Below are 25,569 nucleotides of genomic sequence, written 5' to 3' on the forward strand. Positions count from 1 at the left end.
GGCCTCCTTTACCTCTCCAGCGCCATGCTCGTTTCAAGGAATTCCGGTTCATGAGTCAGTCCCACGCAACCAAAGTCCTGGTTATTGGTTACGTCTGGCCCGAGCCCCGCTCTTCGGCGGCTGGCGGGCATATGATGCAAATCCTCGAAAGCTTCCTGCAGCAAGGCTGGCACGTCACATTCAGCAGCCCGGCCGGCAGCGGCGAACATCGGGCCGACCTGACGGCGCTGGGTATCCGTGAAATACCGATCGAGCTGAACAACAGCAGTTTCGACACCTTCATCAGCGAACTGGCCCCGGACATCGTCTTGTTCGATCGTTTCATGATGGAGGAACAGTTTGGCTGGCGCGTCGAGAAACACTGCCCCGAAGCACTGCGAGTTCTCGAGACCTCCGACCTGCAAAGCCTTCGCGATGCGCGCCAGCAACGACTCAAGAACCGCTTGAAGGCAAGCGAAGACGGCAATGATTTCAGCGAGCTCTTCGCGCCGGCACTGCGTGAGGAATTTGAGCTCATGGCCGAGACCGATCTGGCCCAGCGGGAGATCGCAGCGATTTATCGTTGCGACTTGAGCCTGATGATCTCCGAAGTCGAGATCGAGTTGCTGGTCGAACACTTCAAGCTGCCGCGCAGCCTGTTGCATGGGTGCCCGCTGATGGTGGACCTGCCCACCCATGCGCCGGTGCCGTTCGAGGACCGGGCGCACTTTATTCACATCGGCAATTTTCGCCATGCCCCCAACTGGGATGCGGTGCTCTGGCTCAAGACCACTATCTGGCCGATGATTCGCCAGCAATTACCCGCCGCTCAACTGCACATCTACGGCGCCTACACACCGCCCAAGGCGACCGCGCTGCATAACGCGGCGCAGGGCTTTCATGTGATGAACTGGGCTGAGGACGCCTTGCAGGTGATGTCGGCGGCACGGGTGTGCATGGCACCGTTGCGCTTTGGCGCGGGGATCAAAGGCAAGATTGTCGACGCAATGCTCTGTGGCACACCGAATGTCACCACGCCCATCGGCGCGGAGGGCATGCACGCAGCTGAGCCATGGCCGGGGGCGATCACCCGCACTGCCAGGTCCTTTGCCGATAGTGCCGTGCAGCTCTACCAGGACAAGACGCAATGGCTCAAGGCCCAGGCCCAGGGCCTGGAATTGCTGGCGAGCCGTTATCAGCCACGCATTCATGGGCCGGCGCTGATTGCACGGCTCGAGCACTGCCGCCAACACCTGGCTTCGATCAGGAGAGACAACTTCACCGGCAGCATGCTGCGTCATCATCAACACAAGAGCACGCAATACATGGCGCAATGGATTGAAGCCAAGAACCGCCATAAAGAAGACGCTCCGACATGAGCCGAACGCCCCGTGTCACCGACCCTTCCTACGAATTGATGGACGACCATAACGGGTTGTCCATCATCTATCGCCAGCACGGCTTCCCCTGCCCTTTGGTGCGCGGGCATTTCCACCGGTCGTCGTTGCACTGAGTATGGCGATGCCTCGGGCACGGTTTACTTCAACGTGCGTACTCGCCAATGGGATTTGCAGCTGCTGCGCGACATCGACCCCAGCGGGCGTCTGCAGGCCGCGTTGCCGGCCGGCGGTTGGTTGCCATTGATTTGCACCATGAACCTGACCAACGCCACGGAGTCGATTCGAGCACTGTTCGATCTGGATATCGAGCGTTTCAATGCGCTTGTTGCCCAGGTCCCCATCGGCGCCGAAGGCGTGTGCATGCCGATCGCGCAAAACGTGGCGGCCTCGCAGCTGGCCTATGAACGCTATCGACAACATGTCGCAACCCTATAAAGAGCGAACAACTATGTATCTGGTGTGTGGCGAAGCGCTGTTCGATTTCTTCAGTGAAAACGACGCCAGCGGCCTGGCTTCAAAAGTGAATTTCAAGGCCATCGCCGGTGGCTCGCCGTTCAATGTCGCAGTGGGTTTGCGCCGCCTGGGCGTGGAGGCTGCGTTGTTCGCCGGGTTGTCCACCGACTACCTTGGCCGGCGCTTGCTCCAGGTGCTGGAGGAGGAAGGCGTACGCACGGACTACCTGGTGGATTTTGCTGCACCGACCACCCTGGCGATGGTGGCGCTCGGGGCCAATGGCTCGCCCCACTACAGCTTTCGCGGCGAAGGCTGCGCGGATCGACAACTCAAACCCGAGCATCTGCCGGCGTTGGGGTCGCAAGTGCGCGGCCTGCACATCGGCTCGTTTTCCCTGGTGGTGCAACCGATTGCCGACACGCTGCTGGAGCTGGTGCGCCGGGAAAGCGGCAAGCGCTTGATCAGCCTTGATCCGAACGTGCGGCTTAATCCGCAGCCAAACATCGAGCTGTGGCGTTCGCGGATTGCGACCCTCGTCGAGCATGCCGACCTGATCAAGGTCAGCGATGAGGACCTGGGTTTGCTGTACCCCGGGCAGGACCCGGCGCAGGTTATAGAGGGCTGGCTGCAACACCGCTGTCAACTGGTATTCCTGACCCGTGGCGGCGAAGGTGCGAGCGTATTCAGTCGAAGCCATGGTTCGTGGTCGGTGCCGGCCTGCACGGTGACCATCGCCGACACCGTGGGCGCTGGCGATACCTTCCAGGCGGCGTTGATTACCTGGCTGACCGAGCAGGGGCTGGATTCGGTCGAAGGCGTTCGCCAATTGAGTCGCCAGCAGATCGATGAGATGGCGAGGTTTGCGGTGCAGGCGACGGCGCTGACGTGCAGCAAGACCGGGCCGGATTTGCCGTATCGGCATCAGTTGACCTGACGCACCTCCCCTGTAGGAGCTGTCGAGTGCAACGAGGCTGCGATCTTTTGATTTTTAAAAGCAAGATCAAAAGATCGCAGCCTGCGGCAGCTCCTACAGGATCGAAAAGTTGTAGCTGACGATCAGCCGCGTCTCATCCACATCCCGGGCATATTGCTCGTAGTTGGTGCGGTAGGTCGCATTGCGCAACCGCAGGCTGACATCCTTGAACGTCCCGCCCTGCACCACATACTTGAGCTCGCTGTCACGCTCCCACTCTTTGCCTTCCTGATCGCTGCCGGGCACCTTGATGTGGTCACCGTTCACATAGCGGGTCAGGAAGGTCAGGCCGTTGATGCCGATGGCCTTGAAGTCGTAATCGTATCGCAGCTGCCACGAACGTTCCTGCGCTGCGGCGAAGTCGTTGACCTGCACGTAGTTGACCAGATACGGATTGCTACCATCGAGGTACGGCATCGAGTTGTCGCCATTCATGCGCTGCCAGCCCGCGCTGAACGTATGGCCGCCGTTGGCATAAGCGAGCATCGTGCTCAGCGCGCGGTTGTCAATGGAGCCGGCGCGGGCAGCACCGCTGTCGGCACTCTTGAGCAAGCGCAGATCGGCCTTGAGCACACCGCCACCCAGGGGTTGACTGGCCAGCAGGCCGAGGAAGTGCTGACGGTAGATGTCTTCCAGTTCCGCGTAGTGATACTGGGCTGTCAGCCGCTCGTTGATCCGGTAATCGAAGCCGTACATGTCGAAATGGTTGGCCGTGATGTTGCAGGCATAACGCTTGTTCTTGCAGTGCAGGCGGATGTCCTGGGAGTCGGTGGAGTCCCGGGCGGTATACTTGTCCAGGCGCGCGGCCATGAAATTCAGATCCTGCACTTCCCTGGACGTGAGCATCGCACCGTTGAACATGGTTGGCAGCAAGCGACCGTCGTTGTACTTGAGCAGCGGCACATCCGGCAGCAGCGCGCCGTACTTCAGCACGGTTTGCGAAACGCGCACCTTGGCGGTCAGGCCCAGCTTGGTGTATTCATCCGCCGAACCACGCGGGTTACTGCCGCTGGACGGCAGCAAGCCGCTGTTGCTGCTGTCTGGGCTGGAATCGAGCTTGAATCCCGCCATGCCCAATGCATCGACACCGAACCCGAGCGTGCCCTCGGTGTACCCCGATTGCAGATTCAGAATGAAACCCTGGGCTGACTCTTCGCGCTTGGACGCGCCCTGTTTGTTGGAGGTGTGCCCGTCACGAAAATCGCGGTTGAAATACACCGTACGTGATTCGATTTTCGCTGTGGTGTCATCGATAAAACCGCTCGCTTGAACCGGCCCGGTAAAACCGGCGCACAGGACCAGGGCGCCGAAGCCGAATGACTGGCGAGCGCGGATGAACGTAAAAGGGGGACGCATTAAAAAAAAGCTCCAACAATGCAGCGATTGCGCCAGGGCGCAATCAGCCAGAAATAGCCTTCGCCCCGGACCAGTAGAGGATCGGGCTGAAGTGAACACGCGGGGGTGAACGGCAATGATGGCAGAAGGCTTTTTCTTGCTGCAGACGACTTTAGTCTCAATAGTGATCCGGTTTGATGGAAAAATGCCGCCGAACGGTAGTGGCAGTACGACAGGTGGCGTTCAGCGAAGTTAACCAATGCTTAATCGCGCAGTCCAACACTCTACTGGACCGCACGCCCTCAGAGCCCTCTGACGCCCAGTGCGGCAGGTTCGACGACACGTCGAGCTAACTTGCGACTGCACTGGAGATTGCCTCATGAACTCGCGCGCCCTGCTCGTTTCAATCGCCCTTTTCTGTGCCTCATCGACCGGCATTGCACAGGCCAACGACACCACGTCCACACAAAACGTGCCTTCCTACCACTACGGCATGCCGTTGCACGTGGGCAAAGTGATTGCGCTGAACGAACCCACCACCCTGGATTGCGAAGTGATCACAGCGACGATGAAATACATCGACTCACAGTCGGGTCAACCTGCAGAAATCGCCTACCGAAAACTGTCTGACGCCTGCAGTTATCAAAACTGAAGGGAAAGGACCAAAATAGTTGCTCGCAGTTAAAAACAGACGCGCCGGATCTGGGGTTTTCCCGCCCCGGCGCGAATCGGTAGAGCATGAAATGCCGGCTTAAAACGCTTTACGCAGCCCCTGGTTATGCCCGGGTTCTGTGTAATGCTTTTGAAGATCGGTACGCAGGACAGCTATCAGCTCGTTGATTTCCCGACAGCCATTGAGTTGATGGGCATCGATTCCGGTTTTTACCAGATCGAGCTGATCGGTCTCCCCATCGGCATACACTTTTACAGTCATGGACATGTCCGGCGACAGCGTGCATTGACAGCGTCTCGGTAGAAAACTGCTTTCAATGATGTTGCGAAGTTCCAAGGCAGAAAGAAACATGGCGACCTTCTCCGTTGTGAGACTGCCAATTAATCATCGACACTGACTCATATGGAATCCCGGTCAGCTTGAGAACAGCTACAGCATAAAACATGCCTTGAATCTCGCTGTGCAGCTCATCGGTAATTCAAGGGGTTATTGTAAGGACTCGTGATTACGGTCATGCAAATTGCAAAAAAGGTTGATGAAGGCCCTGCAAATTGCATGTTCAGGCAAGGGATTTGCATTGGCCGCTGCCGGCGTCGAGAATGGCGCCCGGCCGATCAAGAATCGGCTCACCTACACATACGCAAGGAGGCATCATGGGTTCATCGACCATCAGCACCACCATCGGGCTGATCGCCGTCACGCTGTCGAGCATCGCCCATGGGGCAAAGCTCGAAGATGTTGCACCCTTTCCGAAACCTGAAAAGGGTTTCAGTCGTCAGGTCATCCACCTCGCCCCGCAAACCCGTGAAGACGACTTTCAGGTCCAGATCCTTGCTGGCAAGATCTTGGAAGTCGACTGCAATCGCCAACGCCTGGGTGGCATTCTCGACGAGAAGAACCTCGAAGGTTGGGGGTATCCGTTCTACCGCCTGGAAAAAGTCATCGGCCCGATGAGCACGCTGATGGCCTGCCCGGATGGCAAGCGCCAGCAGGATTTCGTGCCGGTGGTCGGTGACGGTTTCATGCTGCGCTACAACAGCAAACTGCCGATCGTGCTCTATGTGCCCAAGGACATCGAGGTTCGCTACCGGGTCTGGTCGGCCTCGAGCAAGGTTGAGAAGGCTGTCGAGGAATAACTGCCATTTTGAGCCCGGTCTACCCGATCGCTCCCAAACGTGAGAACGATCGGGTAAGCGTTATTTCAACCCTATCTTGTACAACGCTCCGTCCTCTTCATCGGTCAGCACATACAAATACCCATCCGGCCCCTGCCGCACATCGCGGATGCGCTTGTCGAGTTCGCCCAGCAAGCGTTCTTCGTGAATCACCTTGTCGCCGTCGAACTGCAGGCGAATCAATTCCCGGGTCACCAGCGCGCCAATGAACGCGTTGTGCTGCCAGTCCTTGAAGCGGTCGCCGTCGTAGAATGCCAAGCCGCTCAGCCCGGGGGACTTTTCCCAGACATGATTTGGCCCACGAGTACCTTCGGCGGTTTTACCTTTGGCTTCCGGGATCGGCTGGCCCGAGTAATTGATGCCGTGGGTGGCCAGCGGCCAACCGTAATTCTTGCCGCGCTCGATGATATTGACCTCATCACCGCCCAGGGGACCGTGTTCGTTTTCCCAGAGCGTGCCGGTCCAAGGATTGAGCGCCGCGCCTTGTGGGTTACGAACGCCGTAGGCCCATATTTCCGGGCGCACGTCGGCCTGTCCGACAAAGGGGTTGTCTCCAGGCACCTGGCCGTCGGGATAGATCCTTATGACCTTGCCCTGCAACTTGTCGAGGTCCTGGGCGGTGGGCCGGTCGTTGTTTTCCCCCAGCGTAATGAACAGGAAGCCGTCCCGGTCGAAAACCAGCCGCGAGCCAAAATGGTTGCCCACCGAGAGCTTGGGCTCCTGACGGAAAATTACCCGGAAATCCTTCAGGGTCGTCAGGTCTTCGGACAACCGTGCGCGGCCAACCGCAGTACCCGCCTTGCCACCCTGGCCGCCGCCTTCGGCATAGGACAGGTAAATCATCCGGTCTTGCCTGAAGTCAGGCGACAGCGCCACATCCAGCAAGCCGCCCTGCCCCTTGGCCCAGACCTTGGGCACGCCGTTGAGCGGTGCTGACAACTTGCCGTCGGCCGTCACCACACGCAGGTTGCCCGGTCGCTCGGTGACCAGCATGCCCTGCCGGTCCGGCAGAAAAGCCAGCGCCCAGGGGTGTACAAGTCCCGAGGCGATCAGCGTCACCTCAAGGGTGCCCTGCTCGCTTTGCATGTCCTGGGTGGTTGCTGCCAGAACAGGCGCGCTGGCGGCTAACAAGGTGCTGGCAAAAAAAGTGCTCAGGAGGCTACTACGCAACATGCACGATTCCTTTTGTCATGGGATGGGCCAACAGGACGCCAGCCCTGTCCTTCAAGGGCTACGGGGCGGTGGATTGGGGATGAACTTCGGGGCACTGCTGGGGGCCGAGCGATCCTGGGGGTAGCGATTGCCGATGCCGCCGTTGTCAAGGGTGGGCGGTCGTGGCACGGGTACGGTGTTCGGCCCGCGGATGGCCGGGGCACTGGGCTGTGTGCCTTGCATGCTGTTTGGGTTGGCCCGGCGGATCGGACTGTTGTAGGGATTGTTGTGGGTGCTGCCCGGCAGGTTTTGCGCCAACTGTATCGGAGCGCCGGGCGAAGCGGTGCCGGCCTGGGCCATGTGACCGAGTACGCCGCTCAATGCCAGCACGATAAGGCCAGGTACGTATCGGTTCATTGGCGAGCCTCGCGAAGGATGCGTGAATAGATTCGTCCATAGCACGCTACGCCTGGGATCGGGATTTGTTAACCCAAACTTCCCGGCAAGATGTAACACGACGTCGACGCACAGCCCCACACGGCCTGCAGGCCGCTGAAACTTTTGCACGAGGCCCAAGGTCACCTGAACATCACTTTCGGAAAGACGACCATGGCACGGGCAATCTGGAAAGGCGCGATCAGTTTCGGGCTGGTGCATATCCCTGTGGCGCTGGTCTCGGCGACGTCCTCCCACGGGGTGGATTTCGACTGGCTCGACAGTCGCAGCATGGACCCGGTGGGCTACAAACGCGTCAATAAAGTCACCGGCAAGGAAGTCACCAAAGAGCACATCGTCAAAGGCGTGCAATACGAAAAAGGTCGATATGTGGTGCTCAGCGAGGAGGAGATTCGCTCGGCGCATCCACTCTCGACCCAGACTATCGATATCTTTGCCTTTGTCGACAGCAAGCAAATCCCGCTGCAGAACATCGACACGCCCTACTACCTGGCACCGGATAAACGCGGCGGCAAGGTCTATGCCCTGTTGCGTGAAACCTTGACCAAAACCAATAAAGTCGCGCTGGCCCGCGTGGTGCTGCATACCCGCCAATACCTCGCGGCCTTGATGCCGCTGGAATCGGCCATGGTCCTCGTGAAGCTGCGCTGGCCGGCGGAAGTGCGCAGTCTGGACGAGTTGGCATTAGGACCGGATGTGACCAAGGCCGAGTTGGCCAAGGGCGAACTCGACATGGCCAAGCGCCTGGTAGAGGACATGAGCGTCGAATGGTCGCCGGAGGATTACCGGGACGAATTCGAAGACAAGATCATGGCCCTGGTGGACAAGAAAGCCCATGAAGGCAAAATCGAGGATGTTGAAACAGCCACTGGCGAGGAGGAGCGCAAGACCGCGGATGTCATTGACTTGACTGAGTTGCTCAAGCGTAGCCTGGGGGGCAAGGGCGCAAGCAAGGAGACAGCCAAGGCCAAGTCGCCGACAAAACCGGCGGCGCGGAAAAAAGTCAGCAAGTGAGGGGTTGAACGTTCCGGCCTCATCGCTGGCAAGCCAGCTCCTGCAAAGATAGGCGGTGGCCACAAAACCTGTGGGAGCGAGCTCGCCGGCGATGACGTCAGTTTTGACAAACGAAAATCAAACCAGGACAAAAATCGCCAGCAACCCACCAAAGAAGGCCCACTTCTGCAGGTAATAAAGCTTGCGATTACGCTTTTTCAAGGCTTTGCCATTCAAGCGGATCTTGTAAATCTTGCCGAACAGGCGGTTGATGCCTCCGGTCTTGTCGCCCGCCTCATTCGGCGCACCGGCAGCCGCCATCACATTGCGGCTGAACCAGCGGTTGAATGCGGCCACCCAGCGGTACTTCATCGGGCGCTCCACATCGCAAAACAGAATGATGCGGTTCTGCTCGGTGGTGTTGTGTGCGTAATGAATGAACGTCTCGTCGAACATCACCGCTTCACCGTCGCGCCAATGATAGTTTTCGCCGTCGACGTTGATGTAGCAGCCCGAATCGTTAGGTGTCTCCAGGCCCAGGTGATAGCGGTAGGAGCCGGCATACGGATCACGATGGCGAACCAGTTTCGAACCCGGCGGCAATTCGGCGAACATCGCCGCCTTGATCGAGCCGATGCTCTGTACCAATTCGGTGGTGCGCGGGCAAAGCTTCATGGCCGATGGGTGGCTATCGCCGTACCACTTGAGGTAGAAGCGCTTCCAGCCGGTCTTGAAGAAGGAGTTGAAGCCGACGTCATCGTAATCATTGGAGCGCTTGATCTCCCCCGCCTTCAGCAGGTTCTGGCCTTCGGCGCGAATCTCCTCCCAATGCGTCTGCAGTGGCGCGAGGTCGGGAAAGTCCGCCGGGTTGAGAAACGGCTTGTTAGGGATCTTCGAGAACAGATAAAGCAAGCAATTGATCGGCGCCAGGAACGTCGAGTGGTCGCTCAGCTGACGGCCCAGTTTGTGGCGTACACGGCCACGCAGATGGACATACGCGATGGATATAACGTAGACAGCGGCAATGATGAGTTTCACGAAAATCGTCACACGTCAGAGGTGAGCAAACTGCGCTCCCTGGCAACCAATAGCCTGCGGAGCCTGAGTAGTGCCTGAAAACCAGACAACGGGCCCGGTGGCCCGTCCTTGAGCCGACGCCAACGTTTGGCATCAGTGAAAGATGGCATTTTAGCCATCGTCCGTAACCAATTGTTAGCCTTGAGATGTGAAAATCTGTCCGTTGATACCGTCAATGCGTCGGTGCGGCCTTATTGCCCTATCGTTTATATGGCCAGACCAGTACAATCGCCGCCAAACTTTACGCGCCCCCCTTGGTTGATGACGGGAAATCCCGGCCTCAGCGCACTTCGACTCGGGCCAAGCGCTCCCAATGCTGCTGTCCACTTATTGCCAGATGGATCTTGCGCTGCTGACCGGGATGTACGTCCCATGGTCGAACAGCGTTAACGGGTACTGAATCGGTACTGCCGCAACCCTAGCTACTCTGAATGCTTCGCAGGAAAAACCTTTGATTTCTACAGCTAACATCACGATGCAGTTCGGCGCCAAGCCGTTGTTCGAAAACGTTTCGGTCAAATTCAACGGCGGCAACCGCTATGGCCTGATCGGGGCCAATGGTTGCGGCAAGTCGACGTTCATGAAGATCTTGGGCGGTGACCTCGAGCCGTCCGGCGGCCAGGTCATGCTGGAGCCGAACGTGCGCCTGGGTAAATTGCGCCAGGACCAGTTCGCCTACGAAGAATTCACCGTGATCGACACCGTGATCATGGGTCACGAAGAGCTGTGGAAGGTCAAGGCCGAGCGCGATCGCATCTACTCGCTGCCGGAAATGAGCGAGGAAGACGGCATGGCCGTGGCCGAGCTGGAAACCGAATTCGCCGAAATGGACGGCTACACCGCCGAATCCCGTGCTGGTGAACTGCTGCTGGGCCTGGGAATTCCGCTGGAACAGCATTTCGGCCCGATGTCCGAAGTGGCTCCAGGGTGGAAACTTCGGGTGTTGCTGGCCCAGGCCCTGTTCTCCGATCCGGAAGTGCTGTTGCTCGATGAACCGACCAACCACCTGGACATCAACACCATTCGCTGGCTGGAATCCATCCTCACGGTGCGAAACAGCACCATGATCATCATTTCCCACGACCGTCACTTCCTCAACAGCGTCTGCACCCACATGGCCGACCTGGACTACGGTGAGCTGCGCCTGTTCCCGGGTAACTACGACGAGTACATGACCGCGGCGACCCAGTCCCGCGAGCAGTTGCTGTCGGACAACGCCAAGAAAAAAGCCCAGATTGCCGAACTGCAAACCTTCGTCAGCCGCTTCTCGGCGAACGCCTCGAAAGCCAAGCAGGCCACTTCCCGTGCCAAGCAGATCGACAAGATCCAGCTGGCCGAGGTCAAGCCCTCGAGCCGCGTGAGCCCGTTCATCCGGTTCGAGCAGACCAAGAAGCTGCACCGCCAGGCCGTGACCATCGAGCAGATGTCCAAGGGCTTCGATGGCAAGACCCTGTTCAAGAACTTCAGCTTCACCGTCGAAGCTGGCGAGCGCGTGGCGATCATCGGCCCGAACGGCATCGGCAAGACCACCCTGCTGCGTACCTTGATGGGCGAACTGACCCCGGATGCCGGCTCCGTAAAATGGACCGAAAGCGCAGAGCTGGGCTACTACGCCCAGGACCACGCCCACGACTTCGAAGACGATGTCAGCCTGTTCGACTGGATGGGCCAGTGGACCCAGGGCGAGCAGATCATTCGTGGCACCCTGGGCCGGATGCTGTTCTCCAACGACGAGATCCTCAAGTCGGTCAAGGTCATCTCCGGTGGTGAGCAAGGTCGCATGCTGTTTGGCAAGCTGATCCTGCAAAAGCCGAACGTGCTGGTGATGGACGAACCAACCAACCACTTGGACATGGAATCCATCGAGGCGCTGAACCTGGCGCTGGAAAACTACCCGGGCACGCTGATCTTCGTCAGCCACGACCGCGAGTTCGTGTCGTCCCTGGCAACCCGCATCATCGAGTTGAGCCCTAATGGCGTGACTGACTTCAGCGGCACCTATGACGACTACCTGCGTAGCCAGGGCGTAGTGTTCTAAGAGCAGCCTGTAGGAGCGAGCATGCTCGCGATGGACGTTAACGATAACGCGTGAAATCTGGATGAATGCGTTATCCGAACGTTTTAGATCATTCCCACGCTCTGCGTGGGAATGCAGCCCGGGACGCTCCGCGTCCCAATCCAGAGCCGAACGCGGAGCGTCCGTTGAGGCATTCCCACGCAGCGCGTAGGAACGATCAAATCTCAAGCCTAATTAGTTAGCCTGCTTTCTTTTATCTCGCCGCCACTCCATCATGCAGTTCTCCTGCCGCCGCCCGCGAACGAGCCCTTCATGTCTGCGCAAGAACAGCCACCGCAAAGCTCCATGGCGATCACCCTGCAGATCGTTTCCATCGTTTTCTATACCTTTGTCGCCTTCCTCTGCATTGGCCTGCCCATTGCGGTGTTGCCAGGATACGTCCATGAACAGCTCGGGTTCAGTGCCGTCGTCGCAGGGCTGACCATTGGCTCGCAATACCTGGCTACCCTGCTCAGCCGGCCCATGGCCGGGCGCATGTCGGACAATGTCGGTACCAAGCGCGCGATCGTTTATGGCCTGTCGGGGATTGTGCTGAGTGGCGGGCTGACTTTGTTGTCGGTGTTGTTGCAAAGCGCACCTTTAATCAGCTTGCTGGTCCTGATCGCCGGACGCCTTTTGCTGGGCATCGCCCAAGGGCTGATCGGGGTCGGCACCATCAGTTGGTGCATGGGACAGGTGGGTGCCGAACACACCGCGCGCTCGATCTCCTGGAACGGTATTGCCTCCTACGGGGCGATTGCCATCGGGGCGCCGCTGGGGGTGGTGATGGTCGGTCAACTGGGGTTTGCCAGCCTGGGTATCGCCCTGTCGGTGCTGGCCCTGGCGGCGCTGCTGCTGATTCGCAACAAACCGTCGGTGCCGGTCGTGCGCGGTGAGCGCCTGCCCTTTTGGGCGGTGTTCGGGCGCATTGCACCGTTTGGCGCAAGCCTCAGCCTGGCTTCGATCGGCTACGGCACCCTCACCACCTTTATTACCCTTTATTACATCAATCGAGGCTGGAGCGGTGCGGCGTATTGCCTGACGGTATTCGGGGTATGTTTCATCCTGGCCCGGTTGCTGTTCATTTCCAGCATTAGCCGATTTGGCGGCTTCCCGTCGGCCATCGCCTGTATGACCATCGAGACCATCGGCCTGGCGCTGCTGTGGCTGGCGCCTTCGACTGGCTATGCCTTGATCGGTGCCGGCCTGACCGGGTTCGGCTTGTCGCTGGTGTATCCGGCACTGGGCGTCGAGGCAATCAAGCAGGTGCCCAACGCCAGTCGCGGCGCGGGCTTGAGTGCTTACGCGGTGTTTTTCGACCTGGCCCTGGCGATTGCCGGCCCGCTGATGGGGGCGGTGGCGTTGAACCTGGGGTATCCGTGGATCTTCTTGTGCGCGGCGTTGCTGTCCGTCACCGGACTTTGTCTTACTTTGTTGCTTTCACGTCGGGTCACAAGTCCTGCTAGTTAAATAAATACACCATTACAACCCTATAAGCATTTGCAAACACATTAGCACGCAATATCACGCATCAATTAATGCAGAGTGCCATCGTTGTTATAATCATCAACTTTGACAAAATCACGGATGACACACCTACATTAAATTCTTACTCGGAAAGAATAGACGATGCGAACAGCTCTAACCGTGTTTACTCCAATACTGGCGTTCTTACTGGCCCCCACTGCAAATGCCGAAAGTTCGGTTCAACAGCAAATCTGCCACAATGGCGTCTGCTATGATGTTGGCGGCCCGCCAGACTCTGGTGGCATTGGCGGCGATTGCTGCCCATTCAGCGATGAACGCCTGAAACAAAATGTCCAGCGCCTGGAAAACCCGACGGAGAATCTGCTTAAACTCCGTGGCGTGACATTCAACTGGAAGCACAACGACCAGCCTGATGTTGGCCTGATCGCACAAGATGTACAGAAGGTCTATCCACAGTTGGTACGCACAGAAGGTGATCACCTGCAAGTGGACTATCAGAAACTTGTTGCACCATTGATTGAATCCGTTCGCGAACTGAATGCCAGAGTTCAAACCCTGGAAACAGCCTTGGCTAACAAGTAACGAATTATAAAAGCGCCTGGTTGCCATTCATTGATCGGCGGTCTGCATTCCTGCTCGCGTCGCTCTGCCCAGTGTGCGAGAAAAAAAGCGTCCGGCTTCGGAGATCAGGTTACGGTGTATGTCCACTCGATCGACACCGTCGGCATCGGTGCACAAGGCTGGCGTGACAACGATCTGCTCGTCATTGCACGGGGCCATGAATACGAAGTGCCCGGCCCCGGCCAGCAGCTTGAAATCGGGGGCGACGGGCAGTTTGCGCGCCAGGGCGGCGGCGTTCTTGTCGGGGTACACCAGCTTGTCGCCATCGCCGCTGTAAAGCAGCACCGGAACATGCACATCGGCCAGGGTATGACGACCGAACTTCAGGCTCAGTGGCGCCATCAGCAGCAATGCATGGACGCGCGGGTCGGCTACCGGTTGCAAATCATCGCGGTCGACAATCAGTTCACCCTGGGTATTGCAGGCATCACGATCGTCCGGGCGCTCCTGGCAGTAGCGGCGCAGACGATCCAGGTCCGGAGTCGCGCCCGACAGTATCAATGCCGTCTCGCCGCCTGCCGAATAGCCGATGACGCCAACCTGCTCGGCATTGACATAAGGCGCGAGCATGGGATCGCCCAGGGTCGCGGTGATGGCTTCGGAAATCTGGATCGGCCGGCCGTACAAATTGCTCAAGGTGCCAAGGCGGCTGTGGTCTTTGGAGTTATCGCCGGGATGAATAACAGCCACTACCACAAAACCCTTGCGTGCCAGCGACGTGGCCAGGTCATGCAGGGCCAATGGCGTGCCGGTGTTGCCATGGGACAGCATCAGCATTGGAAACCGGCCCATGGCGACTTTGGTGTCTTCGCCGGCTTCGACGGTGTAGCCCTCAAGCCGACTGGAGTGTTCCTTCGCGCTCGAAGGGTAGAACGCAATGGCCCGCATCGGTTGCAGATCGAGCGGATCGAGAAAGCTCATTTCATGAAAACCGACGCTCCAGTGAGGATGCGGCGCAGGTGCGGCGTGCACTGAATTCAGGCTGGCGAGCAGACAGATCAGTAAAGCTGCACAAAGACGCACCATGGGATGCCCCACCTTGCTACGGAACGGAGACGTTAAGCCTCGACTGCATGACTCGGGCCACAATTTTGCAAGCGCAATTAGCAATACTGAGAAACAAAAAACTCCGCATCTGCCACTTGCGTGAACAGAATACAGAGTTTTTTGGGGATTGCCTGCAGCGACAGCGGGGTCTTTATCCAAACCTTATGCGGCGGCGAACAGCTGCTCGCTGATTTGTGCCTGGGCATCACTCATCGCTTTACCGCGCACTTCGTCACCGTAAGCCAGGCCGTGGGCACGGACGAATTCGATGTCGGTAATGCCGATGAAACCAAACAGCACCTTCAAGTAGTCTTCGTGGGCAACACCGGTTGCCTGGCCGGCGTGCAGGCCACCGGAAGTCGAAACGACCACCACTTTCTTGCCACCGCACAGGCCTTCAGGGCCGGCTTCGGTGTAGCGGAATGTCTGGCCGGCGACGGCAATGCGGTCGATCCAGGCCTTCAATTGGGTCGGGATGGTGAAGTTATACATCGGCGCTGCAATCACCACGGCATCCGCGGCGAGGAACTCGGCCAGGGTAGACGCGCTCAGTTCGGCTTCGTGCTGTTGGGCCGCGTTGCGCAGTTCAGCCGTGGTACCCGCTGCAACCAGTGTGGTCGAGGAGAAATGGCTGATGGCGTCGGCTGCCAGATCGCGGTAGGTCACAACGGCGGACGGCTCGGCGGCTTGCCAGGCTTTGACGACTTCGCTGCTCAGCTGACGGGAAGCCGAGTTGTCACCAAGAATGCTCGAATCGATATGCAGCAGTTTCATGTGGGATCTCCAGGTGAGGATCGCCGTCAGGGGCGATCTGATGGAAACAATCCTACAGATCAAACCAATAACTGATTAGACTGCAACAATGCGATAGTTTGTCTCACTGGTAGAACGATCGAGAAAACGCCCATGCAAGACCTCAATGATCTCTATTACTTCGCCAAAGTCGTCGAGGCTGGCGGGTTCGCGGCCGCCGGGCGTTTACTGGGGATTCCCAAGTCGCGCTTGTCCAGGCGCATCGCCGAGCTGGAAGAGCGCCTGGGTGCACGTTTACTGCAACGCACCACAAGGCAACTGAAACTCACTGCCGTAGGCGAACGTTATCTGCGCCACTGCCAGGCGATGCTACTGGAAGCGGAAATGGCTGACGAAGCGGTGGCCAGTATGTCCAGCGAACCCCGTGGGCGCTTGCGGGTCTCTTCCCCGGTCGGCCTGGCTCACGAGATGCTGCCAGGGGTAATCAGCAACTTCCTCGAGAAGTATCCGCAAGTGCAGCTGGAGGTGATGCTGGTCAATCGACGCGTCGACCTGGTGACCGAAGGTGTAGACGTTGCATTACGCGTGCGCGAACCGGGTGATGAAGACCCGCTGTTGGTGACTCGCCGCCTGCGCCAGGCGCAGATGCTGATGGTCGCCAGCCCCGCCTTTCTAGAGGGGCTCGAGATCAATCATCCCGACGACCTGAAAAACCTGCCGGTACTTGGCGCCCTCGAACCCGATCGCCTGGTGCACATTGGCCTGGTCGATCGCCAGGGCAAAAAACACGACCTGGCCCTTGAAGCGCGGCTGGGCATCGACGACTTCATCGTGCGCAAGACCTGCACACTGGCTGGCCAGGGCTTTACGACGCTGCCGATGATGTATTGCGAGCAGGAGCTGGCATATGGCTCGCTGGTACAGTTACTGCCCGAGTGGTCGCTGCCCGGGGGTTGGTTGCAGGCGGTCTACCCTCATCGACGCGGCGTGATGCCGGCCGTGCGCGCCTGGCTTGACCATCTGATCGAAACATTCAATGCCTGTGGAGATCGCTTGATATGAAGGCAGGACGCATGAGCGAGGCCGACGTAGCGGCTTTTTGCCTGGCTTTGCCGGGTGCCCGTGAAGATTACAAATGGGGTGGCGTGCGGGTATTTTCGATTGCCGGCAACAAGATGTTTGCCTTGCAGAACCTGCGCAGCGAGTCACTGGCTTTCAAGGTCGACAAGGACCTGTTTCTGGGGCACTGCGACCGTCCCGGCATTCACCCGGCGCCTTATCTGGCCCGGGCACAATGGATTATCATGACCACGCCCTACCCGCTCGGCGCCGAGGAATTGCAAGGCTTGCTGAAGCGTTCTCATCAACTGGTGGTGAGCAAGTTGCCCAAGCGCACGCAGGTCGGACTGCTGCTCTAGCAGCGCCTCGATCAGAACAGTGAGAACAGCTGCGCCTCGAGGAACAGCTGGTCGATCCAGAACACCTGGTGCAGCAGCACGATGATCCAGAACACCAGTTGAAAGGACACCTTGCGCGTCTTGTGCCGAAACACTTGCTGCGCGAGCAAGGCGCCCGGCCAGCCGCCAGCGAATTCCAGCGCATGCAGGACGTTTTCCGGCGTACGCCAGTGATCAACGCGCGCTTTGCGCTTGTCGCTCCAGTACAGCAGGAACGCCAGCACGCTGACGATACCGTAGGCCGCCAGGGGAATCAGTGAACCCCCTTGCAGCCACCACGACATCGAACCGAACAGCGGCAGCGCGCACACCATCGCAAACACCAGCAGCTTCAGGCGCAGGTGGCGGATGTTTGCCCCGTTGCGCGCGCTGACACCATTCATGGCTTGGCCGCGGTCCAGTCAACCCAACCGAATTGCCAGGTGGCCAGGATGAGCAAGCCGAAAGCAATGCGGTACCAGGCGAACACCGCATAACTGTGGCTGGCGATGAACATGAGCAAGCCTCGCACCGCGATCATCGCGAAAATGAACGCCGTGATGAAGCCAATCGCAAACACCGGGAAATCCGCAGGCACGAACAGGTCGCGATACTTGTACCCCGAGTACACCGCAGCCCCCACCATGGTCGGCATGGCCAGGAAGAAGGAAAACTCGGTAGCGGTCTTGCGCGACAGGCCGAACAACAAGCCGCCGATGATCGTCGAGCCTGAGCGCGAGGTGCCCGGAATCATCGCCAGGCACTGGGCCAGGCCGACTATAAGGGCGTCTTTCCAGGTCATGTCATCGACGCTTTCTGCATGTACTTCGTGCTGGCGCTTTTCAGCCCACAACATGACGATGCCGCCCACGACCAATGCCGTGGCTACCGTGATCGGGTTGAACAGGTAGTGGTGAATCAAGTCGGCGAAAATCACCCCCAATACCACCGCCGGAAAGAAGGCAATCAGCAGGTTGGCGGTAAAGCGCCGGGCATTGGGCTGCGTCGGCAGGCCCACTACCACATCGAAAATCTTGCGACGAAACTGCCAGACTACCGCCAGGATGGCGCCGAGCTGGATAATGATGTTGAACGCCATGGCACGCTCACCACCGAAGTTGAGCAAGTCGGCGACAATAATCTGGTGCCCGGTACTGGAAATGGGCAAGAACTCCGTCAGCCCTTCTACAATGCCAAGAATCAAAGCCTGAAAGGCCGTCCAAAGATCCATCAATCCCCCAAAAGGCAATGCGTCGACGCATGCCCCGTTAATTTATTCAAAGCCGTTTACTGTAAATCAGCGTCGTTGAGTCCCGCGCGCACAAGCCTACGCAAAAATCTCCAGAGTTTCGTGAAAAATCAGTTTGATTTCAGGTTTTTGCGTGCGGGACGAAATCCTAGCAGACAAGTACGCCTAATGCTGTCGTGTTGCAGGCCCCGATAGAGACGCTGCATCAAGCCTCTTCGCGGTAATCCGGTTACAATTCGCCCCCTCTTCGATTTTCCAGGGAAACTTATGTCCGGGCTTGAACTGTTTGCCGCTACCCTCGGCGTCATCGCCGTCTGGTTGACGGTCAAGCAGAACCCTTGGTGCTGGCCGATCGGCCTGGTCATGGTGCTGATCTACAGCTGGATCTTTTTTGAGGTGAAGCTGTATTCGGACATGTTGCTGCAAGTGATATATGCCGCGCTGCAGATTTATGGCTGGTGGCAATGGACGCGCGCAGGCCAGGCGCATCTTGGACGCGAGGTCAGCCGGCTGGATGGGCAGGCGGTGGCTTCGGGGCTGGCCCTGGGCGCGCTCGGCAGCCTGTTGCTGGGCGCCGCCATGGCACACTGGACCGATGCCGCACAACCCTGGCTAGATGCCGCCCTCACGGCTTTCAGCCTGGTGGCGCAATGGTGGATGGCGCAAAAACGCCTGCAATGCTGGCCGTTGTGGATCGTCCTGGACTGCGTCTTCGTCGGCTTGTTCCTCTATAAGGGGATGTACCTGACGGCTGCCCTGTATGGGTTGTTCGCCCTGTTGGCTATTCAAGGCTGGCGGACATGGCGCAGCGACCCGGTGCTATGCCCATGAAGGTGCTGGTGCTGGCAGGACCGGAATCGAGTGGCAAAAGCTGGCTTTCGAGCGAGATTTACGCCAATTTCGGCGGCATATTGGTCGGCGAATATGTTCGGTATTTCATCGAGAATGAAGCCCGGCTAACCTGCTACGAAGACATTACGCCCATAGCACTTGGCCAGCTTACTTGGGAAGATCAGGCACGGGCGAAACAGCCGCCACTGTTGATTCTCGATACGCACCTGTTAAGCAATGTACTTTGGAGTCGAACGTTGTTCGGCGCTTGCCCGTCATGGATCGAACGGGCTTTGCAGAAACGCCATTACGACCTTCACCTGCTGCTGAGCCCTGATACCGTGGCCTGGCATGACGACGGACAGCGTTGCCAGCCGCAACTGGAAGAACGCCAGGCTTTTTTCCAGGCCAGCCGCCAGTGGTTTGACCTGCATCGCCAGCCTTACCAGGTACTGCAAGGTGACTGGCAACAACGCAAGGACATGGCTTTCGAGGCTGTGACACACTTGCTACGCACCTGACAGGGCGGCCCCCGCCCTGCCAGAAAATGTCCATTACTGAAACACCTCGCCCCGCGCAAACCCTCAAGCTAGAGCGGCTCAAGCATTTTCTCAAGAAAATGTTAAGCCGCTGATACAACGCCCCCTAAACGCCCTTAGCAAGCAATGCCGCCAGCATGGACGGCACTTTCGCGCGCCTTTGTCTCAGTGACGTTACAAAGTGTTTTTCTCCACCTCAACAGTTAAAGCCAAGCCACTGTTATTGAAGACAAATCAAAAACCGGCACACCTTCTGCTCTCTTCCCCTGCAACGCTGATAAGGGCCAGCGTTCCACTTACAGAAGGAATTGCCGCCGTGGGGAAACTCCAGAACAAAATCCATAGCCTCCTGCTGGTCGGATGCACACTGAGCTCAATGGCCTGCCTGTCTGCACAAGCGGACAACGGCATTATCATCATCAAGCGTGATGTCCAGGTGCGCAACGCGACGACTGCGCCGCTCGTTCCCGACCCTAACCCCACGACCGTCAATGCCAACCCGTCCAAACAGGTCCTCGCTCAAACCAACGAGTTGAGTGACGGTGACTTTGCCGGCGTTGCCAGTGGTGCAGGCATCTCCCGACTGGTGACGCAAAACACCAACAACCTGGGCGGCAATATCAGCACCCAGACCCAACTTTCCAACCTCCCCGCCGGGCGTTCGGGCAATTCCGGCAGCGGCATTGCCAACATGGTCAATTCAAACGTCCAGCAGGGCCTGGGCGCTCTGAGAATCATAACGGGAGACCGTTAAGATGAATCGTACGCTGCTGATGATCGCCATGTTTTGCAGTGCATCGACCTTCGCCCAATCCCCCGTCCCCGTCATCAATAACGCCGACATCGACGGTTCGGGCGCGCAGTATCAAGGCAACTTCGCGGTCAACCAGGCGGCCGGCGACCTGCAGCAACAGGCTAATGCCCGGGCCATCGCCGCGGGTCATAACGCCAGCGCGACCACAGAGATTCGCCAACGGTTACGCACCATTGTCGACCCCAACATGGATGCCCGATCCAGCATTCAAGGCGACTCCTTCAGCCATGGCAATGGCGCGTTGGGCGTCAACCAGAGCGCGGGCGCCAGCAACCAGCAAGCCAATGCGCTGCGGATCAGCACCAGCGCACAGCCGCAAAGTATCGATGACAGCGTCCTCATGCAACAGAACGTGACGCTGCTCTCCAACTCCGATCCAACTGACTCCGCACCAGGCTATCGCCAGGTCACCACCAGTGACCAGGCTTTCACCGGTAGCCGTGGGCTCATTCAGTTGAATCAGAGCGCCGGGGTGGGAAACCGAATGGCCAACACCCTCAGCGTACGGGTCGTGGACTGACCCAAACAGGTAATAACAACACTTAACCTAAAATAAGTACGGAGAATCACCATGAAACCTTCGATGGCATTAAAGCCTCTGGTTTTCGCAATTGCTGCGGTCATGGCTGTTGCTGTACAAGCTGGGCAAAACGATCGGCGTGGTAACCATCATCACAACGGAGGCCACCACACCCCTCCTGCAAAAATGATCCCTATCAGTGCGACTGCCAATGCTCACGACAGACAGAGCAGCACCAACAATCGCATCTGGAATGAAGGGGTAGAAAACTCGGCCGAGATGAGCAGTTCGGCCCAAGGCGCAAGTGGCAACGTCGGCGTCAACGTGGCGGCAGGTAACGGCAACCAGCAAGACAACGCCGCCGCCATCGCCAACGCAGCCTCCGACAACGCCGCGATCGACAACAGCTTCGTGTTCGGCACGGCCACTGCCTCCGCCGACGTGCGGCAAACCAGCAACCGTAACGTCGTCCACAACTTCGGCGTAACCAACTCTGCCGTGATGAGTGGATCCGCCGATGGCAGCAGCGGTAACGTGGGTGTCAACATTGCTGGCGGCGACCTGAACCAGCAGAAAAACACCATGGCAATTGCCAACACCAATGCCCCACTGGGTAGCGCAAGAGCCACCGCCTCCGCCAACCAGGACGGTCCTGGCTTGATCGTGAATAACACCGCTGACCGGACCTATCGCGTGGATACCATTACGGTTACCAAAACCGCAAGCGGTAGTGCCTCTCGCGAGAAATCCTTCGAGGCTAGCGGCAGTCAAAGCGCTTCGTCGAGCTGGGCCGCTGCCGGTTCCAAAAACTCTAGCTCCAGCGGTTCCTTCAGCCTGGATGCAAGCGGTTCCAAAAGCAGCAATGCAAGCGGATCCAACAGCAGCAGCGCAAGCGGTTCCTTCAGCCTGGATGCAAGCGGTTCCAACAGCAGCGCTGCAAGTGGTTCCAATAGCAGCAGTGCAAGCGGTTCATCGAGTGCTTCTTTGAATGCTTCCCTGGACGCTTCCCTGGACGCTGCGGCGGCGTCTTCCCACTCCACTACCGTCAACAATGGCTGGGGCGATCGCACCCGCAGCAGAGAGTCCGATGCATCGCTTACCGCTTCGCTTAGCGCTTCGCTTGACGTGTCGGTAGACAAATCATACGACAAATCGCGCGAATCCTCGTTCGACAGGTCTCGCGAATCCTCGTTCGACAAGTCTCTCGATGTCTCGTACGACAAATCCCGTGAATCCTCGTACGACAAATCGCGCGATTCCTCGTTCGAAAAATCGTTCGACACTTCGTTCGAGAAAGCCAACGCGTCGTCGTATGACAAATCGGGCAGCAAGTCGTCCGAATCCGAGTACGCAAAAGCGAAAAGCTGGAGCGAAAGCAGCTCTTATGATTTGAGCAACACCTACTCTTATCAAGTGCTGACTCCAACCGGCTGGGCCAACCCTGTAACCAACACTGCAACCCTGAGCGGTTCGGTGAACGGCGGCAGCGGCAACCTGGGCGTCAACGTGGCTGCTGGTGTGGGCAACCAACAAAGCAACTCGTTGGCCATCTCCAACCAATCGTTCTAATGCTGTCAGTCGAGGCCCCCTTCCGGGGGCCTTTTCAACCCAACCAGAAGGCGTCCCCACCATGCGTATTATCGCCTTGGCAATCTTGCTTTGCGTGTCCAGTGTGATCGAGGCTGCACAACTGCCGCTGTCTGTCCTGCCAGGCGGTGCGGTGGTGTACAAACCGATCCAGAGCATTCGCGAGCGCAAATTTGCCGACCTGGTGCAGCAGAAAACCGATTTCAGTTGCGGCGCCGCTGCGCTTGCGACCATCTTGCGCCAGGCCTACTGGCTTGACGTAGACGAAGAACAGATCATCGAAGGCATGCTGTCACATTCCGATCAGGATCTGGTCCGCGTCCAGGGTTTCTCCATGCTCGACATGAAGCGCTACGTGGAAAGTCTCGGGATGCGGGCGCGTGGCTATCGTGTATCACCTGAATCTTTGAAGGAGATCAGGATTCCGGTGGTGGTACTCATGGACATCCGTGGCTACAAACACTTTGTGGTCATGCAAAGAGTCCATAACGACTGGGTCTATATCGGCGATCCGGTACTCGGGCATAAACGCTACAAAGTCGATGACTTTATCAAAGGCTGGAACGGCATCATCTTTGCCGTCATCGGCCAAGGCTACGACAAAAATAATGCATTGCTCGACCCGCCCCTGCCACTGACTGCCAAGAACCGCGTCAATACCTTCAGCCCGGTGCAGGACGCGGAGTTGATGGATTTCGGATTCATACAAAGCGACTTCTTCTAATAACAAGCGAGCATGATGCTCGGGGAGTATCCAATGAAGACTCCAATCTGGCTGGCCGTCGTTTGCCTGGCCGCCAGCCTGCCGATCCATGCAGAAATATTGAAACCCATTGAGTTGAACGACCAGGAACTGGCAAGCCTGCGCGGGCGTTATGTCTTGCCGGGACGGATCATCAGTTTCGGGATTGCCATGACCAGCACCTGGCAAAACGCCAACGGGGAAGTGATCGGGGCAACGTCCTCGATGCAAATTCAACAGTCGACCATCAAGCCACAATTCTATGTGTCGTTGATCGACGAAAAAGGCACTGGTTCAGCGCGTACCCAAAGCACCGGCACCGGCACGGTCACCGGCGGTGGCGGCCTCAACAGCACCGAAGGCGTCACTCAAGTCGTGCGGGCTGCCGGCGACAACAACAGTGCCTACAACAACGTCGATATCAACGTTACCAAGGCCAACCAGGCGCCAGCCACGCAACAGCAGGGCCAGGCACTTGCCGCGGGTTCGACCTTGGTCGGTTCCAATGGCGCGGGCACGCTGAGCGTTTCCTCGAGCGGTTCTGGGGTGCAACTTAACATCATGGCCAACAACAACCAGGGCAGTACCATGCAACGCCTGGCCCAGGGCGGGTTGATGCAGAACACGACGTTGCTCGGCAATAGCAACCAGGTCAGGAACCTCACATCGTTGAATGTCGTGCTGCGCGACAACATGGCGACAGCCGGCTCGTTGAACGGCAACCTGGACCAGCTCAAAGGTCTTCGCACTCAAGGATTCTGATCTACGCTCAGTCTCATCATCTGTAGTCAGAAGGGACGGCTAACCCATGCACCGATCGTTAACGTTCAGAGTTATCGTTTGTCTGAGTAGCCTGGCACCGGCCCCATTGCTATACGCAGCACCGGACCCCCAGGTAGAAGCACTAAAACAAGAACTCATGGAGTTGAAACAGCGTTACGAAGCACAACAGAACGCGCTGATGGTCCTCGAACAGCGCGTTCGACAAGTCGAAGAAGCTCCTGCGACACCTGCGCCCAAACGCCTGACCAAGTCCCCCGCGGAATCGCCCAATAGTGGCCAGAAGGTGGCTACCGGCGCGCCCGGAACCACGGGCAGCTCCTACGGGCAGGCGCTCAAGGATGACTCGGAACCGGCACAAAGCGTTTCCAACCTGTACGACGAAGCCAGCGGGTTCTTCGGCGGTGGCAAGTTCAGCGTCGAAACCGGCCTGACCTACACGCACTACGATACCCGTGCGCTGACGCTCAATGGCTTCCTGGCACTGGACTCGATTTTTCTCGGCAACATCAACCTGGACCGCATCAAGGCCGACAACTGGACACTGGACCTGACCGCCCGCTACAACGTAGCGCAACGCTGGCAGTTCGACATTAACGTCCCCGTGATCTATCGCGAGTCTACGTACTCCTCCGGTGGCGCCGGCGGCGCCGCCAACGGGGTTTCAGACGAAACCGTTACCCGCGACCCGGCCATCGGCGATGTGAACGTTGGCGTGGCCTACAAATTCCTCGACGAGTCGGCCAACCTGCCCGACGCGGTGGCGACACTGCGCATCAAGGCGCCAACCGGGGAAGACCCTTACGGTATCAAGCTGATCGAGGTCCCGGGCAACGATAACCTCGCGGTACCCGAAGACTTGCCGACCGGCAATGGTGTCTGGTCGATCACCCCGGGGATCTCGCTGGTCAAGACCTTCGACCCGGCCGTGCTGTTCGGCAGCTTGGCCTACACCTACAACATGGAGGACTCTTTCAGCGACATCAGCCCTCAGGTCAATTCCAAGGTGCCCGGGGACGTGAAACTGGGCGATTCCTGGCAGATCGGCGCCGGCATTGCCTTCGCCTTGAACGAGAAGATGAGTATGTCGTTCTCCTTCACCGATCAGTTCGCACGCAAGAGCAAGATCAAGCCGGACGGCGGCGATTGGCAATCGATCTCCAACAGCGACTACAACTCGGCCAACTTCAACATCGGCATGACCTTGGCCGCCACCGACAACCTTACGATCGTTCCCAACCTGGCCATCGGCCTGACCGACGACTCGCCGGACTTTTCCTTCAGCCTGAAATTCCCGTACTACTTCTGACCCACGACAAAGCCCCGTTGCGACTTCAATCGCAACGGGGCTTTTTCTTTCTGTAGGAGCGAGCATGCTCGCGATGGTCCTCAACGATTACGCGGGAAGCCTGGCACCCCGTGGTGTCCTGTGGTCCATCG

Annotated in this window: 27 protein-coding genes and 2 pseudogenes; 20 read left to right on the forward strand and 9 right to left on the reverse strand. The window is 58.2% G+C overall.

What is annotated here, in order from left to right:
• Window positions 1-50: 50 nt before the first annotated feature.
• From PG5_RS10650 to PG5_RS10660, 4 genes and pseudogenes are all read left to right on the forward strand, one after another.
• Window positions 51-1,358, forward strand: a complete 1,308-nt coding sequence (locus PG5_RS10650) for a glycosyltransferase (protein WP_020797125.1) — start codon at window positions 51-53, stop codon at window positions 1,356-1,358.
• A pseudogene (locus PG5_RS34150) lies at window positions 1,355-1,477 on the forward strand (AraC family transcriptional regulator); the annotation flags it as partial. The gene PG5_RS10650 and the pseudogene PG5_RS34150, both read left to right, overlap by 4 nt.
• Window positions 1,473-1,742 (forward strand): annotated as a pseudogene (locus tag PG5_RS10655) (xylulokinase); the annotation flags it as partial. The pseudogenes PG5_RS34150 and PG5_RS10655, both read left to right, overlap by 5 nt.
• Window positions 1,743-1,827: 85 nt before the next feature.
• Window positions 1,828-2,766 carry a carbohydrate kinase gene (locus tag PG5_RS10660; RefSeq protein ID WP_020797128.1) on the forward strand — a complete coding sequence of 313 codons (939 nt, stop codon included), beginning with the start codon at window positions 1,828-1,830 and terminating at the stop codon, window positions 2,764-2,766.
• Between the two features lie 93 nt (window positions 2,767-2,859).
• Here PG5_RS10660 and PG5_RS10665 read toward each other — a convergent pair whose 3' ends face one another.
• Window positions 2,860-4,161: an OprD family porin gene (locus PG5_RS10665; protein ID WP_020797129.1), complete on the reverse strand. Its 1,302-nt coding sequence runs from the start codon at window positions 4,159-4,161 to the stop codon at window positions 2,860-2,862.
• Between the two features lie 358 nt (window positions 4,162-4,519).
• On the opposite strand from PG5_RS10665, the gene PG5_RS10670 reads away from it, so the two are divergent.
• Window positions 4,520-4,792, forward strand: coding sequence for a DUF2790 domain-containing protein (locus tag PG5_RS10670; protein WP_020797130.1), 273 nt, complete (start codon window positions 4,520-4,522; stop codon window positions 4,790-4,792).
• A gap of 99 nt (window positions 4,793-4,891) precedes the next feature.
• Here the strand turns inward: PG5_RS10670 and PG5_RS10675 are convergent, their stop codons facing one another.
• Window positions 4,892-5,164: a DUF1652 domain-containing protein gene (locus tag PG5_RS10675; protein ID WP_020797131.1), complete on the reverse strand. Its 273-nt coding sequence runs from the start codon at window positions 5,162-5,164 to the stop codon at window positions 4,892-4,894.
• A gap of 302 nt (window positions 5,165-5,466) precedes the next feature.
• Here PG5_RS10675 and eco point away from each other — a divergent pair, with 302 nt between their 5' ends.
• Window positions 5,467-5,949, forward strand: a complete 483-nt coding sequence (gene eco / locus PG5_RS10680) for a serine protease inhibitor ecotin (RefSeq protein ID WP_020797132.1) — start codon at window positions 5,467-5,469, stop codon at window positions 5,947-5,949.
• A 60-nt stretch (window positions 5,950-6,009) separates the two neighbouring features.
• Here the strand turns inward: eco and PG5_RS10685 are convergent, their stop codons facing one another.
• Both PG5_RS10685 and PG5_RS10690 read right to left on the reverse strand, forming a co-directional pair.
• A complete protein-coding gene (locus tag PG5_RS10685) occupies window positions 6,010-7,161 on the reverse strand; it encodes a PQQ-dependent sugar dehydrogenase (protein WP_020797134.1) in 1,152 nt (383 codons plus the stop codon).
• A gap of 51 nt (window positions 7,162-7,212) precedes the next feature.
• Entirely contained in the window at window positions 7,213-7,557 is a 345-nt protein-coding gene (locus PG5_RS10690) for a hypothetical protein (protein ID WP_033044477.1), read from the reverse strand.
• A gap of 192 nt (window positions 7,558-7,749) precedes the next feature.
• On the opposite strand from PG5_RS10690, the gene PG5_RS10695 reads away from it, so the two are divergent.
• Complete coding sequence (locus PG5_RS10695) at window positions 7,750-8,610, forward strand: Ku protein (RefSeq protein ID WP_020797136.1); 861 nt, start codon at window positions 7,750-7,752, stop codon at window positions 8,608-8,610.
• A gap of 117 nt (window positions 8,611-8,727) precedes the next feature.
• On the opposite strand, the gene lpxO is transcribed toward PG5_RS10695, so the two are convergent.
• Entirely contained in the window at window positions 8,728-9,627 is a 900-nt protein-coding gene (gene lpxO / locus PG5_RS10700) for a lipid A hydroxylase LpxO (RefSeq protein ID WP_033044479.1), read from the reverse strand.
• Between the two features lie 490 nt (window positions 9,628-10,117).
• On the opposite strand from lpxO, the gene PG5_RS10705 reads away from it, so the two are divergent.
• The 3 genes from PG5_RS10705 to PG5_RS33335 all read left to right on the forward strand — a co-directional run bounded on the left by PG5_RS10705 (window position 10,118) and on the right by PG5_RS33335 (window position 13,792).
• On the forward strand, window positions 10,118-11,704 hold the full coding sequence (locus PG5_RS10705) for an ABC-F family ATPase (RefSeq protein ID WP_033044478.1): 1,587 nt from the start codon (window positions 10,118-10,120) through the stop codon (window positions 11,702-11,704).
• A 291-nt stretch (window positions 11,705-11,995) separates the two neighbouring features.
• On the forward strand, window positions 11,996-13,192 hold the full coding sequence (locus tag PG5_RS10710; protein ID WP_020797138.1) for an MFS transporter: 1,197 nt from the start codon (window positions 11,996-11,998) through the stop codon (window positions 13,190-13,192).
• A gap of 159 nt (window positions 13,193-13,351) precedes the next feature.
• Window positions 13,352-13,792 (forward strand): tail fiber domain-containing protein, encoded by a 441-nt coding sequence (locus PG5_RS33335; RefSeq protein WP_080725356.1) that lies wholly within the window; start codon window positions 13,352-13,354, stop codon window positions 13,790-13,792.
• Window positions 13,793-13,819: 27 nt separating this feature from the next.
• Here PG5_RS33335 and PG5_RS10720 read toward each other — a convergent pair whose 3' ends face one another.
• Together PG5_RS10720 and PG5_RS10725 are read right to left on the reverse strand one after the other, a co-directional pair.
• Window positions 13,820-14,857 carry a dienelactone hydrolase gene (locus PG5_RS10720; RefSeq protein WP_020797140.1) on the reverse strand — a complete coding sequence of 346 codons (1,038 nt, stop codon included), beginning with the start codon at window positions 14,855-14,857 and terminating at the stop codon, window positions 13,820-13,822.
• Between the two features lie 183 nt (window positions 14,858-15,040).
• Window positions 15,041-15,652 carry an FMN-dependent NADH-azoreductase gene (locus tag PG5_RS10725; RefSeq protein WP_020797141.1) on the reverse strand — a complete coding sequence of 204 codons (612 nt, stop codon included), beginning with the start codon at window positions 15,650-15,652 and terminating at the stop codon, window positions 15,041-15,043.
• Window positions 15,653-15,784: 132 nt separating this feature from the next.
• Between PG5_RS10725 and PG5_RS10730 the strand changes: the two genes are divergently transcribed.
• Together PG5_RS10730 and PG5_RS10735 are read left to right on the forward strand one after the other, a co-directional pair.
• A complete protein-coding gene (locus PG5_RS10730; RefSeq protein WP_020797142.1) occupies window positions 15,785-16,693 on the forward strand; it encodes a LysR substrate-binding domain-containing protein in 909 nt (302 codons plus the stop codon).
• Entirely contained in the window at window positions 16,690-17,049 is a 360-nt protein-coding gene (locus PG5_RS10735) for an MmcQ/YjbR family DNA-binding protein (protein WP_020797143.1), read from the forward strand. Before PG5_RS10730 ends, PG5_RS10735 begins: the two co-directional genes overlap by 4 nt.
• Before the next feature lie 11 nt (window positions 17,050-17,060).
• Here PG5_RS10735 and PG5_RS10740 read toward each other — a convergent pair whose 3' ends face one another.
• Together PG5_RS10740 and PG5_RS10745 are read right to left on the reverse strand one after the other, a co-directional pair.
• A complete protein-coding gene (locus PG5_RS10740; protein WP_020797144.1) occupies window positions 17,061-17,471 on the reverse strand; it encodes a DUF1294 domain-containing protein in 411 nt (136 codons plus the stop codon).
• Window positions 17,468-18,298: an undecaprenyl-diphosphate phosphatase gene (locus PG5_RS10745; protein ID WP_020797145.1), complete on the reverse strand. Its 831-nt coding sequence runs from the start codon at window positions 18,296-18,298 to the stop codon at window positions 17,468-17,470. The genes PG5_RS10740 and PG5_RS10745 overlap by 4 nt, the downstream gene beginning before the upstream one ends.
• A 285-nt stretch (window positions 18,299-18,583) precedes the next feature.
• On the opposite strand from PG5_RS10745, the gene pnuC reads away from it, so the two are divergent.
• The 8 genes from pnuC (at window position 18,584) to PG5_RS10785 (ending at window position 25,438) form a co-directional block, all read left to right on the forward strand.
• On the forward strand, window positions 18,584-19,147 hold the full coding sequence (gene pnuC / locus PG5_RS10750) for a nicotinamide riboside transporter PnuC (protein WP_020797146.1): 564 nt from the start codon (window positions 18,584-18,586) through the stop codon (window positions 19,145-19,147).
• Window positions 19,144-19,668 (forward strand): AAA family ATPase, encoded by a 525-nt coding sequence (locus PG5_RS10755; protein ID WP_020797147.1) that lies wholly within the window; start codon window positions 19,144-19,146, stop codon window positions 19,666-19,668. Before pnuC ends, PG5_RS10755 begins: the two co-directional genes overlap by 4 nt.
• A gap of 394 nt (window positions 19,669-20,062) precedes the next feature.
• Window positions 20,063-20,440 (forward strand): hypothetical protein, encoded by a 378-nt coding sequence (locus tag PG5_RS10760; protein ID WP_020797148.1) that lies wholly within the window; start codon window positions 20,063-20,065, stop codon window positions 20,438-20,440.
• Window position 20,441: 1 nt separating this feature from the next.
• Window positions 20,442-21,020, forward strand: coding sequence for a hypothetical protein (locus PG5_RS10765; RefSeq protein WP_020797149.1), 579 nt, complete (start codon window positions 20,442-20,444; stop codon window positions 21,018-21,020).
• 51 nt (window positions 21,021-21,071) lie between these two features.
• A complete protein-coding gene (locus tag PG5_RS10770) occupies window positions 21,072-22,589 on the forward strand; it encodes a hypothetical protein (protein WP_020797150.1) in 1,518 nt (505 codons plus the stop codon).
• Window positions 22,590-22,650: 61 nt separating this feature from the next.
• Window positions 22,651-23,331, forward strand: coding sequence for a C39 family peptidase (locus tag PG5_RS10775; protein ID WP_020797151.1), 681 nt, complete (start codon window positions 22,651-22,653; stop codon window positions 23,329-23,331).
• Between the two features lie 33 nt (window positions 23,332-23,364).
• Window positions 23,365-24,111 carry a hypothetical protein gene (locus PG5_RS10780; RefSeq protein ID WP_020797152.1) on the forward strand — a complete coding sequence of 249 codons (747 nt, stop codon included), beginning with the start codon at window positions 23,365-23,367 and terminating at the stop codon, window positions 24,109-24,111.
• 46 nt (window positions 24,112-24,157) lie between these two features.
• The gene (locus PG5_RS10785; protein ID WP_042955334.1) at window positions 24,158-25,438 is read left to right on the forward strand and encodes a hypothetical protein; all 1,281 of its coding nucleotides are present in this window, start codon (window positions 24,158-24,160) and stop codon (window positions 25,436-25,438) included.
• Window positions 25,439-25,569: the final 131 nt, after the last annotated feature.

It is taken from the genome of Pseudomonas sp. G5(2012) (assembly GCF_000408945.1).
Taxonomy (GTDB): Bacteria; Pseudomonadota; Gammaproteobacteria; order Pseudomonadales; family Pseudomonadaceae; genus Aquipseudomonas; species Aquipseudomonas umsongensis.